9 protein-coding genes are annotated in these 15,341 nt (G+C 62.6%); 8 read left to right on the forward strand and 1 reads right to left on the reverse strand.

The window, feature by feature from the left end; genetic code table 11:
• Nucleotides 1–765: 765 nt before the first annotated feature.
• The gene (locus HBO11_RS26010; RefSeq protein WP_169955757.1) at nucleotides 766–5,625 is read right to left on the reverse strand and encodes an NAD-glutamate dehydrogenase; all 4,860 of its coding nucleotides are present in this window, start codon (nucleotides 5,623–5,625) and stop codon (nucleotides 766–768) included.
• Nucleotides 5,626–6,308: 683 nt separating this feature from the next.
• Between HBO11_RS26010 and HBO11_RS26015 the strand changes: the two genes are divergently transcribed.
• The 8 genes from HBO11_RS26015 to HBO11_RS26050 all read left to right on the forward strand — a co-directional run bounded on the left by HBO11_RS26015 (nucleotide 6,309) and on the right by HBO11_RS26050 (nucleotide 15,272).
• Complete coding sequence (locus HBO11_RS26015; RefSeq protein WP_169955758.1) at nucleotides 6,309–7,739, forward strand: DUF6543 domain-containing protein; 1,431 nt, start codon at nucleotides 6,309–6,311, stop codon at nucleotides 7,737–7,739.
• Nucleotides 7,740–7,833: 94 nt separating this feature from the next.
• Nucleotides 7,834–8,187 (forward strand): hypothetical protein, encoded by a 354-nt coding sequence (locus HBO11_RS26020; protein ID WP_169955759.1) that lies wholly within the window; start codon nucleotides 7,834–7,836, stop codon nucleotides 8,185–8,187.
• Nucleotides 8,188–8,432: 245 nt separating this feature from the next.
• A complete protein-coding gene (locus HBO11_RS26025; RefSeq protein ID WP_003218556.1) occupies nucleotides 8,433–9,392 on the forward strand; it encodes a MoxR family ATPase in 960 nt (319 codons plus the stop codon).
• 5 nt (nucleotides 9,393–9,397) lie between these two features.
• On the forward strand, nucleotides 9,398–10,330 hold the full coding sequence (locus HBO11_RS26030; protein WP_169955760.1) for a DUF58 domain-containing protein: 933 nt from the start codon (nucleotides 9,398–9,400) through the stop codon (nucleotides 10,328–10,330).
• Nucleotides 10,327–10,821, forward strand: a complete 495-nt coding sequence (locus tag HBO11_RS26035) for a DUF4381 domain-containing protein (protein WP_169955761.1) — start codon at nucleotides 10,327–10,329, stop codon at nucleotides 10,819–10,821. The genes HBO11_RS26030 and HBO11_RS26035 overlap by 4 nt, the downstream gene beginning before the upstream one ends.
• A complete protein-coding gene (locus HBO11_RS26040) occupies nucleotides 10,814–11,902 on the forward strand; it encodes a VWA domain-containing protein (protein WP_169955762.1) in 1,089 nt (362 codons plus the stop codon). The genes HBO11_RS26035 and HBO11_RS26040 overlap by 8 nt, the downstream gene beginning before the upstream one ends.
• Nucleotides 11,899–13,635, forward strand: coding sequence for a VWA domain-containing protein (locus HBO11_RS26045; protein WP_170059009.1), 1,737 nt, complete (start codon nucleotides 11,899–11,901; stop codon nucleotides 13,633–13,635). Before HBO11_RS26040 ends, HBO11_RS26045 begins: the two co-directional genes overlap by 4 nt.
• Nucleotides 13,632–15,272 (forward strand): BatD family protein, encoded by a 1,641-nt coding sequence (locus tag HBO11_RS26050; protein ID WP_169955764.1) that lies wholly within the window; start codon nucleotides 13,632–13,634, stop codon nucleotides 15,270–15,272. Before HBO11_RS26045 ends, HBO11_RS26050 begins: the two co-directional genes overlap by 4 nt.
• Nucleotides 15,273–15,341: the final 69 nt, after the last annotated feature.

Raw genomic sequence — 15,341 nt, forward strand, 5'->3', positions numbered from 1 at the left:
CTACAAGGGATCTCACTGGGACAGAGAGTTTTGGCCCTACCACAGATCAAATGTAGGAGCTGGCTTGCCTGCGATGGCGGTGGGTCAGCCGCCAGCAACAGTGACTGGACTGCCGCTATCGCGGGCAAGCCCGCTCCTACAAGGGATCTCACTGGGGCAGAGAATTTTGGCCCCACCACAGATCAAATGTGGGAGCTGGCTTGCCTGCGATGGCGTTGGGTCAGCCGCCAGCAACAGTGACTGGACTGCCGCTATCGCGGGCAAGCCCGCTCCTACAAGGGATCTCACTGGGGCAGAGAATTTTGGCCCCATCACAGATTAAATGTGGGAGCTGGCTTGCCTGCGATGACTGTGGGTCAGCCGCCAGCAACAGTGACTGGACTGCCGCTATCGCGGGCAAGCCAGCTCCTACAAGGGATCTCACTGGGGCAGAGAACTTTGGCTCCACCACAGATTAAATGTGGGAGCTGGCTTGCCAGCGATGGCGCTGGGTCAGCCGCCAGCGACAGTGACTGGATTTCCGCTATCGCGGGCAAGCCCGCTCCCACAGGGGATCTCACTGGGGCAGAGAATTTTGGCCCCAACCACAGATCAAGTGTGGGAGCTGGCTTGCCTGCGATTGCGGTGAGTCAGCCGCGAGCAACAGCGACCCCACAGGGGGCGGTCGGGGCAGCAAATTTTGCATACGCCCCACCTTGTGCCGAACCCACAAAAAAGCCCCGTCTCTCGCGAGACGGGGCTTTGCTTTAACGCTCCAGCAGCCGATTACAGCACCGCTTGACCACTCATTGCCAGGTCCAACAGTTCCCGATTGGCCACCGCGTACATGGCGTAGTCCGTACCGACCGCAGCACGGATTTCCACCATCATCGCGCGCCAGCGCTCGACCATGCTCGCGTTCTGCTCCAGCCACAGGGCCACGCGGGCTTCCATGTCTTCTGGCGCATCGGCCATTTGCAGAACCTTGATGGTGATCGCCCGTTGCTGCCAGTCCACGTCATCGCGGAAGGCTTCGCGGGCCTGGGCCTGCCAGTTGTTGCCCACCGGCAGATCGCTGATCTGCTGCAGGTACCACGGCAAGTCCAGGGCGCTGCCCACGGCGAAGTAGGCCTTGGCCACATCGGCAGCGCTCTGGCCGGTAACGTCAGCGGCTTCGATGATCGGCAGCAAGGTGTACAGGTGCGTGGTGCCAGCAACCATGCGCGCCAACAGCTCCGGTACACCGGCTTCGACATAGGCCTGGTAACGGTTCTGCCAGCCTTCGCGGGTCGGGCCTTCCAGCAGTTCGTCGAGCTTGAGGCCCAACGCTGCCAGGTGCGGACCGAAGTGCGCCACATCGCGCGCGGCGTCCTGCTCGTTGCGACGGCTGCGCAGGAACCAGCGGGTAGCCCGACGGCCCAGGCGCATCAGCTCGTCCATCAGCGCCAGTTGCACCTCGGCGGAGACCTGGTGATCCAGGGCTTCGATCTGCCGGAACCAATGCGGGAGGTGGAAGATGTCACGCACGATCACATAGGCGCCCGCCACGTTCGCCGGGCTCATGCCGGTCGACTCTTTGAGGCGTTGCACGAAGGTGATGCCCATGTGGTTGACCAGGTCGTTGGCGATCTGGGTGCTGACGATCTCGCGCTTGAGGCGGTGGCGACGCATGGCCTCGGAGAACTTGGCCACCAGGCTCGGTGGGAACGCGGTCTCCATGTCGCGGGTCAGGTAGTCGTCATCCGGCACCAGGGACTTGAGCAGCGCTTCCTTGAGGTCGATCTTGCTGTAGGAAATCAGCACCGACAGTTCCGGGCGCGTCAGGCCCTTGCCAGTCGCGGCGCGCTCGACGAGCTGCTCCTCGGTCGGCAGGTACTCGATGGCGCGGTCCAGCTTGCCACGGCCCTCCAGGTCGCTCATCAGGCGCTTGTACTCCGCCGCACGCTCGTAGGCTTTGCGAGCGGCCAGGGACAGGGCCTGGGTCTGCTTGTAGTTGTTGCCCAACACCAGGCTGCCGACTTCGTCGGTCATGCTCGCCAGCAACTGGTTGCGTTGCTTGTCGGTCATGTCGCCAGCCTGCACCACTTCGTTGAGCAGGATCTTGATGTTCACTTCGTGGTCGGAGCAGTCCACGCCACCGGCGTTATCGATAAAGTCGGTGTTGGAACCGCCGCCATTGAGGCCGAATTCCACACGACCCAGCTGGGTCATGCCCAGGTTACCGCCCTCACCCACTACCTTGCAGCGCAGCTCGTTGCCGTTGACGCGCAGCGCGTCGTTGGCCTTGTCGCCCACATCGGCGTGGCTTTCCGTGCTGGCTTTGACGTAGGTGCCGATACCGCCGTTCCACAACAGGTCCACCGGTGCCTTGAGCAAGGCATTCAGCAGCTCGGTCGGGGTCAGCTTGTCGGCCTGGATGTCGAAGCGTTCTTTCATCTGTGGCGAGATGGCAATGCTTTTGGCGCTACGCGAGAAGATACCGCCGCCTTCGGACATGATGCTGGTGTCGTAGTCCGACCAGGCCGAACGCGGCAGCTCGAACATGCGCTGGCGCTCGATGAAGCTGGTGGCCGGGTTCGGGTTTGGATCGATGAAGATATGCAGGTGGTTGAAGGCGGCGACCAATTGCAGCTTGTCGGACATGAGCAAGCCGTTACCGAACACGTCACCGGCCATGTCGCCGACGCCGACCACCGTGATGCTGTCTTGCTGCACGTTGATGCCGCGCTCACGGAAGTGACGCTGCACCCCGACCCACGCGCCCTTGGCGGTGATGCCCATTTTCTTGTGGTCATAACCGGCCGAGCCACCGGAGGCAAACGCATCCCCCAGCCAGAAGCCGTAGTCGATGGCGATACCGTTGGCGATGTCGGAGAAGGTCGCGGTGCCTTTGTCGGCCGCCACTACCAGGTACGGGTCATCGTTGTCGTGGCGCACCACGTTCAACGGAGGCACCAGGGCGCCGTCTTTCAGGTTGTCGGTAATGTCCAACAGGCCGGAAATGAAGATGCGATAGCAGGCGATGCCCTCGGCCGCGATCTCGTCGCGGCTGCCGCCCAATGGCAGGCGACGCGGCAGGAAGCCGCCTTTGGCGCCGACCGGCACGATCACCGAGTTCTTCACCTGCTGGGCTTTGACCAGGCCCAGCACTTCGGTACGGAAGTCTTCTTCACGGTCGGACCAGCGCAGGCCGCCGCGAGCGACGTTGCCAAAGCGCAGGTGCACGCCTTCGACGCGCGGCGAGTAGACGAAGATCTCGAACTTCGGCACTGGCTTGGGCAGCTCGGGAATGGCGTGGGGGTTGAACTTGAAGCTGAAGTAAGACTTGTTCTGGCCGTTGGCATCAGTCTGGTAGAAGTTGGTGCGCAGGGTGGCCTTGATCAGGTCCAGGTAGCGTCGCAGGATCCGGTCCTCGTTGAGCACCTGCACGTCGTCCAGGGCAGTGAGGATCGCTTGCTCCAGGCGTTGCTGCTTGTCTTCCAGGTCGTCGGCGGTGAGCTTGCGCGCCAGGTAGAAGCGGGTCTTGAACAACCGGGTCAACTCGCGGGCGATGTCGGTGTGGTTGTTCAGGGTGCTGGCGATATAACCCAGGTCGAAGCCCAGGCGGATCTGCTTCAGGTAACGGGCGTAGGCACGCAGCAGTGCAACGTCACGCCATGGCAGGCCGGCGGTCAGTACCAGGCGGTTGAACGCATCGTTCTCGGCGTCGCCGTTGACGATATGCACGAACGCGTCCTGCAGGGTGTCGTTGAGCTGCTGGATATCGAGGTTCAGGCCTTCGGCGGCGGTGAACGCAAAGTCGTGGATCCAGAACTCGCGGCCATTGGCGTGACGCAGGCGGTACGGGAACTCACCGAGCACGCGCAGGCCGAGGTTTTCAAGGATCGGCAACACGTCGGACAGCGCCAGCGGGGTATCGGCGTGATACAGCTTGCAGTGCAATTCCTGCTGGCCGGTCACGTGGCCCAAAGGCTGGTAGAAGCTCATCACCAGTGGCTTGGCTTCCGTCAGGTTCAACAGATGCTGCATGTCGACCACGGCTGAATGCGCGGCGAAACGCTCGCGATAGCCTGCGGGGAAGCCTTTGGGGAAGTCTGCCAGCACGTTGGTGCCGTGGGCTTCGCCGAAGCTCTCGACCACCAGGCTCGCGTAGTCGTCCTGCCAGCTGCGGCAGGCCTGCACCACTTCTTTTTCCAAAAGCAGGGGGTCGATATCCAGGCGGTTCTTCGGGTCAACCCGCAGAATCAGTTGGACACGGGCCAGCACGGACTCGGAGAAGAAGGTCCAGAACTCGCAATCCGAGGCCTTGAGGCGATCCATCAGCACTTGCTGGATCTTCTGGCGCACTTCGGTGGAGTAGATATCACGCGGCACGTAGGCCAGGCAGTAGCAGAAACGACCGTACGGGTCTTTGCGCAGGAACACGCGGATCTTGTTGCGTTCCTGGATCTGCACGATCGACATCACGGTGCTGAACAGCTCGTCCACCGGGGTCTGGAACAGGTCGTCGCGAGGCAGTACTTCAACCACCTGAGCCAGTTCCTTGCCCAGGTGCGCCTTGGCCTGGAAGCCCGAGCGGCGCTCGATTTCCGCGACCTTGCGGCGGATATAAGGAATCACCCGCACGCTTTCGCCGTACACCGAGGAGGTGTAGAGGCCCATGAAGCGGCATTCCTTGATGACCTTGCCATCGGCATCGATCTGGCGGATCGACACGTAGTCCGGGTAAGCCGGACGGTGCACACGGCTTGGGTGCGCAGCCTTGGCGAACGACAATACAGCCGGCTCGCGCAGATAGGCCACGGCGTAATCTTCGATGCGCAGGTCTTCAGCGGTGAGGCCGGCGCGCAGCAGTTTGGTCAGGCCGAGGAAGGAAGTGGCGTCATATTCCAGATGACCGCCGTCCTGCTCGTCATGCACCACAAACTCTTCGTAGCCCAGGAAGGTGAAGTGGTTGCCCACCAGCCATTCCAGGAAGCTCTTGATCTCGGCCTTTTCTTCGCCTTCGATGGCGAACTGGCTGTTGTCGATACCGGCCAGCAGTTCCTGGACCTTGGCCTTCATCGGCTCGAAATCAGCCACGGCCACGCGCACCTCGCCCAACACCTGCTCAAGTTCCGTGCTCAGGACATTCAGCTCGGCGGCATTGGCGCAGCGGTCGATCTCCAGGTACATCAGCGATTCTTGCAGGACGTCTTCGCCCTGGGTGCCCTTGGGCAGGATTTCCAGCAACTCCCCCTTCTTGCCACGGCGCACGCTCAGTACCGTGGTTTGCAGGGTATGGATGCTGTAGCCGCGGCGGTTCAGTTCGGTGCGCACCGAGTCGACGAGAAACGGTAGGTCGTGGTGCAAGACCTCGACCGCCGTGTGGGTCGACTGCCAGCCGTGGCGTTCGTAATCGGGGTTGTACACTCGCACTTGCGGCTGGGTGTGATCAAAGCGCTCAAGCAGGCGCCAGGCAGACAGGGTGCAACCGGCCAGGTCGGACATGCGACGCTGGGTCAGCTCGTCCAGGGAAATAATGCCGAAGAATTGTTCAGCGAACAGCGCCACTTGTGGCAGTGCCTGTTCACTGATGTGCTGCGCCAGTGCCGCTTGCAGTTGATGCTGGAAGTCGGCTTTGCTGGCTGCGGTGAAGAACGCCATCTGTGGTACTCCGCTTGGGCTTGTTATTGATGGAAGCGTCGCGTGTTATCCCCTGGTGGGGAGACCGTCATTTCTGTTCGCAGGTGATGATGATAAACACCATAAACGAATCAGGGTGACAGGTGGGTGAAGCTGGACAAGTCAATGAGGTCACATTCGACGTCCACTGGATGCCCCCCTGCGCATGACGGTACGGCGGGCAGGTCAGAGTCACGCAAAAGGCACATCCGTTGCGCAGCTTAACGAGTGCGGCAAGCTGGCTGCTTGCTGCACTGCGACATATTCGGTCAACACACGGCATTGCGCGGTTGCACCAAGAGCAACCCTTCCTACCGCTCAGGTGTAGGTTGAGGATTAAAAGCGCAGCCGCCAAGCAGGCATGATCAACCTGCCGCCCGGTAAAACTTCATACATCCGTAAAATCTAATTCCTAACTCCGCGCAGGAACCGTATTTCAATATTGAGTCACTTAGTTTGAGCAGGTATTTCCTTCGACACAGGCTCTATTACCACTCAACGAGGCGCTATTGAACGTATATTCCCCCGCCCTCCGCACCCCGCTGCCAGGGCACCAGCCCCCTTGCATGCAGCCCCCTGCACCATCACGTCCGGGTAGTGCAGCCACTGCAGGGCAAGACCTTACGGCGGCCTGTTTCAAAGCGCCCGTAGCCACCAATAAGGCCGTGCAACAACTCATCACCGACTACACCTACCCCAAGACACCGGACGAAGTCACTTCGCTCCACGTCAGGCGCCAGATCAAGCAAACGTTCGGTAAAGATATTGACCCCGATAAAACTTACTTAGTGAGCATTCAATATGATCACCGCACTAACGCCCCACCTTATAGCGGGGTCATTGTTCAAAAAATATCACTGACCCAGGCAGCAAGGCTCAACCAGCAGGACGAACCTGAGTTCCACGGGGCGCTACGTTCAAAAGAAGACGGGCCCTTTGAAATAAGACAAAGCTCAAGACATACCCACGACCCTGACGGCTTTGGCAGGTTCGCGCGCCCAAATGAATCGGGGTTCACCAGCCACTTTCAAGGTATTTACACTGAGCCGTCGCAAGCGACTGCCCATCTCTATGATGCAAGCAATAGAGTCGATATCAGCGCCACCGACTTCAAACAGATGGTATGGGATAACAGTTATAAGTCCCCCTATGACCAGTACCTGAACAGTTACTGGAACAGCAATTCCCGCCATGCCTATGCCCAAGCCTCCAGAGGCGCCTTCTTGCAGGCGTCGCACTGGTCCCTGAGCGAAAACGATCGACAGATCGCCATGGGTGCCGCAGGACTACCGGCCGACCAAAGTTACCAGTCCCTTAGTCACAATGACCTGATACAGCCCTACAAGGCTGATCCAAATCTGCAAACCAAATTCCTCACGTTCAAAGGTTTTAACATGCGCGCCTTTTACACTTTGGATAAGTCCACAGGCCGGGTCTTGTTGTACCTGCCTGGCCATGGGTCCATGTTGAAAGGCTTCGACTCCAAGAAACACATGAATAAGTGGCTGGCCGAACAATTGAAGGACCCGCAACAAGTCGACAGTTTCAAACTGTACTTCCGCCCCCAGGACCGTCCCGATGAATTCCTGTCCAAAGGCATTGATGCGCTCATAGACAACACCCGTAATGTGCTTAACAGTGACCTTCCTGTCGCTACGCAAGAAAAGCTCGGGTACTTTGACGAGGGCGGCCTATTCGATGGCCAGGTAGTCCAAGGGAACCCGTTTGAGGAACTGCAGCAACGCACCGAGCAAGACCTGAAGAACGCCACTCGCTTTCAATTCGTACTCAATCGCGACGTCACGGCAAAGACGGCCTTCAAGTATTTGAATTGGGCCAAATATGGGCTGCTGCTTTTAGCTCCACTAGGTATCGCTTTCCCACCGCTGGGCGCTGCACTGACAGTAGCGAGCGTCTCAGTGGGTGCAGCAGAGCTCGGCGTTGGCATTGACAGCTATATCAATAAGCGCCCCGAGGCAGACAAGCTCATCAGCGAAGGCACGGCGAAAACCTTTGTCCCGCTGTTTACCAGTGGCCTGGGCAATGCCTTTAAACCGATCAGCAGCACAATCAGCGCCTGGGCCTTCAATCCCTGATGCCCGTTTGACACAAAAGCCGACACAAAGCCCGAGGTAATGGCAGAATTACAGCCTGCCGGCCTTGTCGCCGCCTTTCCACACAGGACTCCACATGCAACTGACCACCGCCCACCTGCTCGCCACCCCTTGCGATGACGAAGAAGACAACATGGCCATGCTGTGCTGCCACGGCACCCAGGGCGAGATGTTCATGCTGTCCCGTTATCCGGATGAGGACGAGGTGGAGCTGACCTGGGACTACGAGCCTTCGACCCTGGATGGCTTGAAGATCACCTTGAGCGCGACCACCCTGCTGGTGGAGATCGGTGCGGCGGACAAGGATGCGCTGGGCGGCAATGATCACCTGCTGATTAACCACGCCACCGCCGAGTCGGACCTGGCCGAGGTAGAAGAAACCTTGCAGAACATTCTCAAGGGCACTGGCACCTACATCCGCACGCTTTGACTGGCGGCGGCTAAATCGCCATCGCAGCGATGGGGCGACCTGACAAGCCCGCTCCCACCTGTGGGAGCCGGGCTTGCCCGCGATGGTGCCCTCATCAACGCCAAAAACCTCAGGCCTTTGCTGTAAGCCGCAAAAAATACCCCCCGGTTCGTTAGTCGCCAGCCCCTCCAATGCATTAAAGTAAGCGCCCCAGGCCTTGGCGTTTTTCACAATCCCCAGGCTCATCTTTCCAGGAACCGTCATCGATGGAACATCGTGAAGCGCTGCTCGCGCTGCGAACCTTTCTTTCTACGCAGATTCTCGGCCAGGAAAAACTCATCGAGCGCTTGCTCATTGCCCTGCTCGCCGACGGCCATATGCTGGTAGAAGGCGCTCCCGGCCTGGCCAAGACCAAGGCCATCAAGGAGCTTGCCGAAGGGATCGAAGCACAGTTCCATCGTATCCAGTTCACCCCCGACCTGTTGCCCGCCGATATCACCGGCACCGAGATCTATCGCCCGGAAACCGGCAGCTTCGTGTTCCAGCAAGGCCCGATCTTCCACAACCTGGTGCTGGCGGACGAAATCAACCGCGCCCCGGCCAAGGTGCAGTCGGCGCTGCTTGAAGCCATGGCCGAGCGCCAGGTCAGTGTCGGGCGCAGTACCTACGAGCTGTCGCCGCTGTTCTTGGTGATGGCCACGCAAAACCCCATCGAGCAGGAAGGCACCTATCCCCTGCCCGAAGCCCAGCTCGATCGCTTCCTGATGCACGTCAAGATCGGCTTCCCCGATGCCGCCGTGGAGCGGCGCATCCTGCAACAGGCCCGTGGCGAAGCGCTCAACGGCGAGACCAAGCCCGAACGGCGGGTCAGCCAGCAGGCGATCTTCGCCGCGCGCAAGGAAATCCTCGGCCTGTACATGGCCGATGCCGTGGAGGAATACCTGGTGCAACTGGTCATGGCCACGCGCACACCAGCCAAGTTCGACCCGGAAATGGCCGAGTGGATTGCCTACGGCGCCAGCCCCCGGGGCTCGATCGCCCTCGACCGCTGCGCCCGCGCCCACGCCTGGCTGGCCGGGCGCGACTTTGTCAGCCCGGAAGATATCCAGGCGGTGCTGTTCGACGTGCTGCGCCACCGCATCATCCTGTCCTTTGAAGCCGAAGCGGCCGGCATCGACCAGGACCGCGTGGTGCAACGCATTCTCGACGTCGTTGCCGTCGCTTGATCCCCATGAACGCCGGCGATGGAATCCGTGTTTCCCTCAGCGAATTGATCGAGATGCGGCATCGCGTGCGGGAGGTGCAACTGTTTTCCACGCCGAGCCAACGCAGCCCGCTGATCGGCCTGCACCATTCCAAATTGCGCGGGCGCGGCGTCGACTTCGACCAGGTGCGGGTGTACCAGGCCGGCGACGATGTGCGCACCATCGACTGGCGCGTCACCGCCCGCACCCAGGAGCCGCACACCAAGCTGTTCCATGAAGAGCGGGAGCGGCCGATCTTTATCATGGTCGAGCAAAGCTGCCGGCTGTTTTTCGGCTCCGGGCTGATGTTCAAGTCAGTCCTCGCCGCCCAGGCCGCGAGCCTGATCGGCTGGGCCGCGCTGGGGCACAACGACCGGGTCGGCGGCCTGGTGTTCGGGGATAACGAGCACTACGAGATCAAGCCCCGGCGCAGCAAACAAAGCCTGCTGCAACTGCTCAACCGCCTGGTGCGGGTCAACCAGAGCCTGAACACCGAGAGCCGCCCCGAAGCCGATGCCCTGGGCATGGCCCTGCGCCGTGGCCGCGAGGTACTGCGCCCCGGCAGCCTGGTTATCGTGATCTGCGATGAACGCGCCCTGACCGAAGGCGCCGAGCAGCAACTGAGCCTGCTGTCGCGCCATTGCGACCTGCTGCTGCTGCCGGTCTCAGACCCGCTGGACCACGCCCTCCCCGCCGCCGGCCTGCTGCGTTTTGCCGAGCGCGGCGCACAACTGGAAATCGACACCTTGAACTTCGAGCTGCGCCAGGCCTACAAGGCCCAGGCCGAAGCACGCATCGCCCGTTGGGAACTGCTCGCGCAGAAGCTGCGGGTGCTGCTGATGCCATTGAGTACCCAGAGCGAAATGGTCGAGCAGCTACGTGAATACCTCAACCCGCAGCGCCCGGTGAAAAAGCCATGAGCAGCCTGGACTCGTTGCAACCGCTGATCGCCCCGCCGGCCATTGGTTTCTGGCCACCGGCGCCGGGCTGGTGGCTGTTGCTGGTGCTGATCCCCCTGGCGGGCTGGGGCGTGTGGTGGCTGCGGCGCTTTCTGCCCGGCAAACGCCCGCTGGCCCGGGCCGAGCAACCGCTGGACCCTCTGCGCATCGCCGCCCTCGCGGAGCTGGCGCTGATGCCCAAACCCTACGATGGCGCACCGGCCGGCGCCTGGCTGCAGCAGCTCAATGGCCTGCTCAAACGCCTGTGCCGCAACGACTACCCCTACAGCCAGAGCCACACCCTCAACGGGCGCAAATGGCTGGCCTTTCTTGACAACCGCTGCCCGGCGGCCGGCCTGACGCGCTGGATGGTCCTGGTGGAAGGCGCCTACAAACCCGAATGCAAACTCGACGACAAGGCCATCGCCGGCCTCACGCAAGCGGTCGACACCTGGATTCGCAAACATGTTTGAGTTCGCCTGGCCGTGGGTCTTTGCCCTGTTGCCCTTGCCGTGGGTGATGCGCCTGATCCTGCCAGTGGCCGACAGCGGCGAGCCGGCGTTGAAGGTCAGTTTCCTCGGCGACCTCGAAGGCCTGGCCCGGCGCCGTGCGCGCATCAATCTGCCGGGTTGGCGCCAACAAGCGCCGTTCGTGGTGCTATGGCTGTTGTTGCTGACCGCCGCCGCCCGCCCGGAATGGCTCGGCGAGCCGCTGCCGATTGCCGCCAGCGGCCGCGACCTGCTGGTGGCGGTGGATGTGTCGGGCTCCATGGACTTCCCCGATATGCAATGGCAGGACGAAGACGTCAGCCGCCTGAGCCTGGTCAAGCACCTGCTGGGGGACTTTCTCGAAAGCCGCGAAGGCGATCGCGTGGGCCTGATCCTGTTTGGCAGCCAGGCCTACCTGCAAGCGCCGCTGACCTTCGACCGGCGTACCGTGCGCACCTGGCTGGACGAGGCGCGCATCGGCATTGCCGGAAAAAATACCGCGATTGGCGACGCCATCGGCCTGGCCCTCAAGCGCCTGCGGCAACGCCCGGCACAAAGCCGGGTGTTGATCCTGGTCACCGACGGCGCCAACAACGGCGGCGAAATCGACCCACTGACCGCCGCCCGCCTGGCCGCCGAAGAAGGCGTGAAGATCTACCCCATCGGCATTGGCGCCAACCCCGAACAGACCGGGACCCTGGGCATGCTCGGCCTCAATCCCAGCCTGGATCTGGACGAGCCGGCGCTCAAGGCCATCGCCGCGGCGACCGGCGGGCAATATTTCCGCGCCCATGACGGTGCCGAGCTGCAAGCGATCAAGCAAACCCTCGACCAGTTGGAGCCGGTGGCGCAACAGCCGACCCAGGCCCGCCCGGCCCAGGCGTTGTATAGCGGGCCCCTGGCGCTGGCGCTGTTTCTCAGCCTGCTGTTGGTGATCCAGGAACGCTGGCCGGATAACGCCTTGCAACGGCTGCTCAATAAACTCTCGACCAAGGGCCATTTCCTGCAACAGCACCCACAATGGCGCCAACGCCTTCAACGCCTGCGTTTGCGGAGGCGTCGATGATCGCTTTATGGCCGCACTGGTTCCGTCCCTGGTGGTTGTTGCTACTGCCCGTGCTCGGCTGGTTGCTGTGGCAACTGTGGCATCGGCAAAAACGCGCTGGGCGCTGGCAGATGATCCTGCCGCCGGCCTTCCACGCGGCCCTGCTCAGTGGCGGCAATGGCCGGGAGAGCAAATCGCCGTGGCTGCTGCTGGGCCTGGCCTGGCTGCTGGCCCTGCTGGCCTTGCTCGGCCCAGGCTGGCAACGGGTCGAGCAGATCAGCCAGAAACCCGCCGACCCGCTGGTGGTGTTGCTGGAACTGACCCCCGAGATGCTCGCCACCGACAGCCCGCCCAACCGCCTGGAGCAGGCACGGCGCAAGCTGGTGGACCTGCTGCAGGCGCGCAGTGACGCGCAGACCGCCATCGTCGTGTATGCCGGTAGCGCCCACACACTGGTGCCGCTGTCCGACGACCTGGCCACCAGCCGCAACCTTCTGGAAGCCCTGCGCCCGTCGATCATGCCCGAGGCCGGCCATCGCGCTGACCTCGCGGTGGAAAAAGCCCTGGGCCTGCTCAAGCACGGCGGCCTGGGCCAGGGTCGCCTGTTGTTGATTGGCTCGTCGCTGTCCAAGCAGGAGCGCCAGGGCATTCGCCTGCTGCTGCAAGGGCAGGCACCGAGCCTGTCGATCCTGGGCATTGGCAGCCGTGAAGGCACGCCGGTGACTCAGGAAAGCGGCGAGTTCCTCAAGGACGAACAAGGCGCGATCCTCATCCCGCGCCTGGACAGCCCGACGCTCAAGGCCTTCGCCAGTGAAATGGGCGGCCGCTATCGCCAGGCCCGCCTGGACGACAAAGACCTGCGCAGCCTGGGCCTGCTGGACGGCCCGCAAAACCTGCGCGACGACGGCCAGCGCCTGCAACTGGACACCTGGGCCGACCAGGGTTACTGGTTTTTGCTGCCCCTGCTGCTGCTCGCCGCCTGCGCCGGGCGCCGTGGCTGGCTATTCTGCCTGCCGCTGCTACTGCTGGCGGCGCCGCAACCAAGCTATGCGTTCAGCTTTGATGACCTGTGGCTGCGCCCCGACCAACAGGGCCAGTACCTGCTCAAGCACAAACGCCCGGCCGAAGCCGCCGCACACTTTGAGAACCCGCAATGGCAAGGTGTGGCCCTGTATGAAGCGGGCAACTACGCCGAGGCGGCCCGGCGCTTTGCCGAGGGCAGTGACGCCTACTCCCACTACAATCGAGGCAACGCCCTGGCCCGCGCCGGCGAGCTGGAAGCCGCGATAGACGCCTATGAACAGGCCCTGGAAGCCCAGCCCGACCTGCAGCCGGCCCTGAAAAACAAAGCCCTGGTGGAACGCCTGCTCCTTGAAGAACCGGAGCCCGAGCCGCCAGCACCCGAAAAAAACGAGGATGACGAATCCCCCCAACCCGGCCAAACTGCGCAACCAGGCGACAACAGCCAGCAAACCAACGGCGGCGAGCAATCGCCCCAGGGCGCAGGCCAGGCGGGCACCGGCGAGACACAAACCGGCACCCCGCCCACCGCGGGCAACAACGAAGTACCCGGCAGCGAACTGGGCGACGAACAGACCACCACGCCGCCCTTGCGCCCGGCGGATGCCAACCTCGACGAGGAGCACCGCCAGGCCCTGGAACAATGGCTGCGACAGATCCCGGACAACCCCGGAGAGTTGTTGCGACGCAAATTCTGGTACGAACAGCAACAACATCAGGACAAGACTCGATGAGCCGCTGCACCCCATTTGTCTTATCGCTAGCGCTGTGGGCCGGTCACGCCCAGGCGGCCGACCTGGCCGCCAGTATCGACCGCAGCCGCGTCAATTCCGGGGAAACGGTGGAGCTGACAATCGAATCCGATGACGTTACCCAGTTCGGCAAGCCGGACCTGTCGCCCCTCGACCCGCTGTTCGACGTACGCGGCACCCGCCAGATCAACCAGCTCACCACCCTCGACGGCAGCAACCACGCCACCACCCGCTGGATCATCACCTTGCAGCCCAAGACCACCGGCACTGTGGTGGTCCCAGCGCTGCAACTGGGCGAATTCAAGACCCAGCCGATCAGCCTGCAAGTGGACGAAACCCTCGGCCAGGACAGCGACAACCAGCTCGAACCAGTATTCATCGAAGCCAGCCTCGATGAGGACAGCGTATATGTGCAGGCCCAGGCCCTGCTGACCGTGCGTATCTACCATTCGGTGGCGCTGTATGACGACAGCGTCCTTACGCCCTTGCAGTTGTCTGACGCGCGCGTCGAGCCAGTGGGTGATTCGCGCACCTATGAAAAAGTCATCAACGGCGTGCGCCATGGCGTGATCGAAATGCGTTATGGGATCTACCCGCAGCACAGCGGGCAACTGCTGATCCCCGCGCAAATGTTCAGCGCCACCATGGTCGAACCACGCCCGGCCCAGGGCACCGCGCCCCAGGCGCCCAGGCCCGGCAAGCTGTTGCATGTCAATTCCACCGAGATCCCCCTGACGGTCAAGCCCAAGCCTGCGCTCTATCCAGCGGACGCCCCCTGGCTGCCGGCGCGCAGCCTGAGCCTGGGCGAAAGCTGGAACCCGGAACCTACAAACGTGCAGGTCGCCGACTCCCTGACCCGCATCCTTACCCTCAAGGCCGAAGGCCTGGCCAGCGCCCAGTTGCCCGCGCTGCCCAGCACCGAAATCGCCGGCCTGCGGCGCTACCCCGACCAGCCGGTGCTGAGCAACCAGAACAGCGAGCGCGGGGTGATCGGCAGCCGTGAAGACCGCGAAGCCCTGGTACCCAACCGCGCCGGCGCCCTGGAATTGCCCGCCGTGGAAGTGGTGTGGTGGAACACCCACGAAGACCACCTGGAGCGCACCAGCCTGCCGGCCCGCACCCTGCAGGTGGCGGTCAACCCGAGCCTGGTGGTCGACACCCCGGCCACCCCCACCGTGATCACCGCACCGGACGATGGCCGCCTGTGGATCTGGCAGCTCACCAGCCTGTTCCTCGCCTGCACCACCCTGCTCGGCTTCGGCCTGTGGTGGCGCGCCCGCTCGCGCCCGGCGATCCAACGCGCCGCCCAGACCGGGCCCAGCCCCCGCACCTTGCTCGACGACCTGCGGCGTGCGAGCCAAGCCAACGACCCCCAGGCCACGCGCCAGGCGCTGGACGCCTGGGCACGCCAGCAACCGGAAACCCTGGCAGAGATGGCGGCGCGGTTTGTGCCGCTGTCCGATGCCCTGGATGGGTTGAACGGCGCGCTCTATAGCGAAAGCGGCCAGTATTGGCAGGGCGAAGAGTTGTGGCGGGCAGTCAAGGCCATTCCCATGGCCGAACGCGAACAGGCCCCGGTGGCCGACAGCACCAGCTTGCCGCCGCTGTATCCCAAGTAACCGCCCACGCTGTACCGACGGTGAACTCAGCTGTAGGAGCTGGCTTGCCAGCGATGGCGGTGTATCAGC

The organism is Pseudomonas sp. WS 5010 (assembly GCF_012985565.1).
GTDB lineage: Bacteria > Pseudomonadota > Gammaproteobacteria > Pseudomonadales > Pseudomonadaceae > Aquipseudomonas.

Excerpts from the sequence above, each read along its gene's own strand:
- HBO11_RS26040 (WP_169955762.1), top strand. The coding sequence starts at position 10,814 with ATGTTTGAGTTCGCCTGGCCGTGGGTCTTTGCCCTGTTGCCCTTGCCG.
- HBO11_RS26025 (WP_003218556.1), top strand. The coding sequence starts at position 8,433 with ATGGAACATCGTGAAGCGCTGCTCGCGCTGCGAACCTTTCTTTCTACG.
- HBO11_RS26045 (WP_170059009.1), top strand. The coding sequence starts at position 11,899 with ATGATCGCTTTATGGCCGCACTGGTTCCGTCCCTGGTGGTTGTTGCTA.
- HBO11_RS26020 (WP_169955759.1), top strand. The coding sequence starts at position 7,834 with ATGCAACTGACCACCGCCCACCTGCTCGCCACCCCTTGCGATGACGAA.
- HBO11_RS26010 (WP_169955757.1), bottom strand. The coding sequence starts at position 5,625 with ATGGCGTTCTTCACCGCAGCCAGCAAAGCCGACTTCCAGCATCAACTG.
- HBO11_RS26050 (WP_169955764.1), top strand. The coding sequence starts at position 13,632 with ATGAGCCGCTGCACCCCATTTGTCTTATCGCTAGCGCTGTGGGCCGGT.
- HBO11_RS26035 (WP_169955761.1), top strand. The coding sequence starts at position 10,327 with ATGAGCAGCCTGGACTCGTTGCAACCGCTGATCGCCCCGCCGGCCATT.
- HBO11_RS26030 (WP_169955760.1), top strand. The coding sequence starts at position 9,398 with ATGAACGCCGGCGATGGAATCCGTGTTTCCCTCAGCGAATTGATCGAG.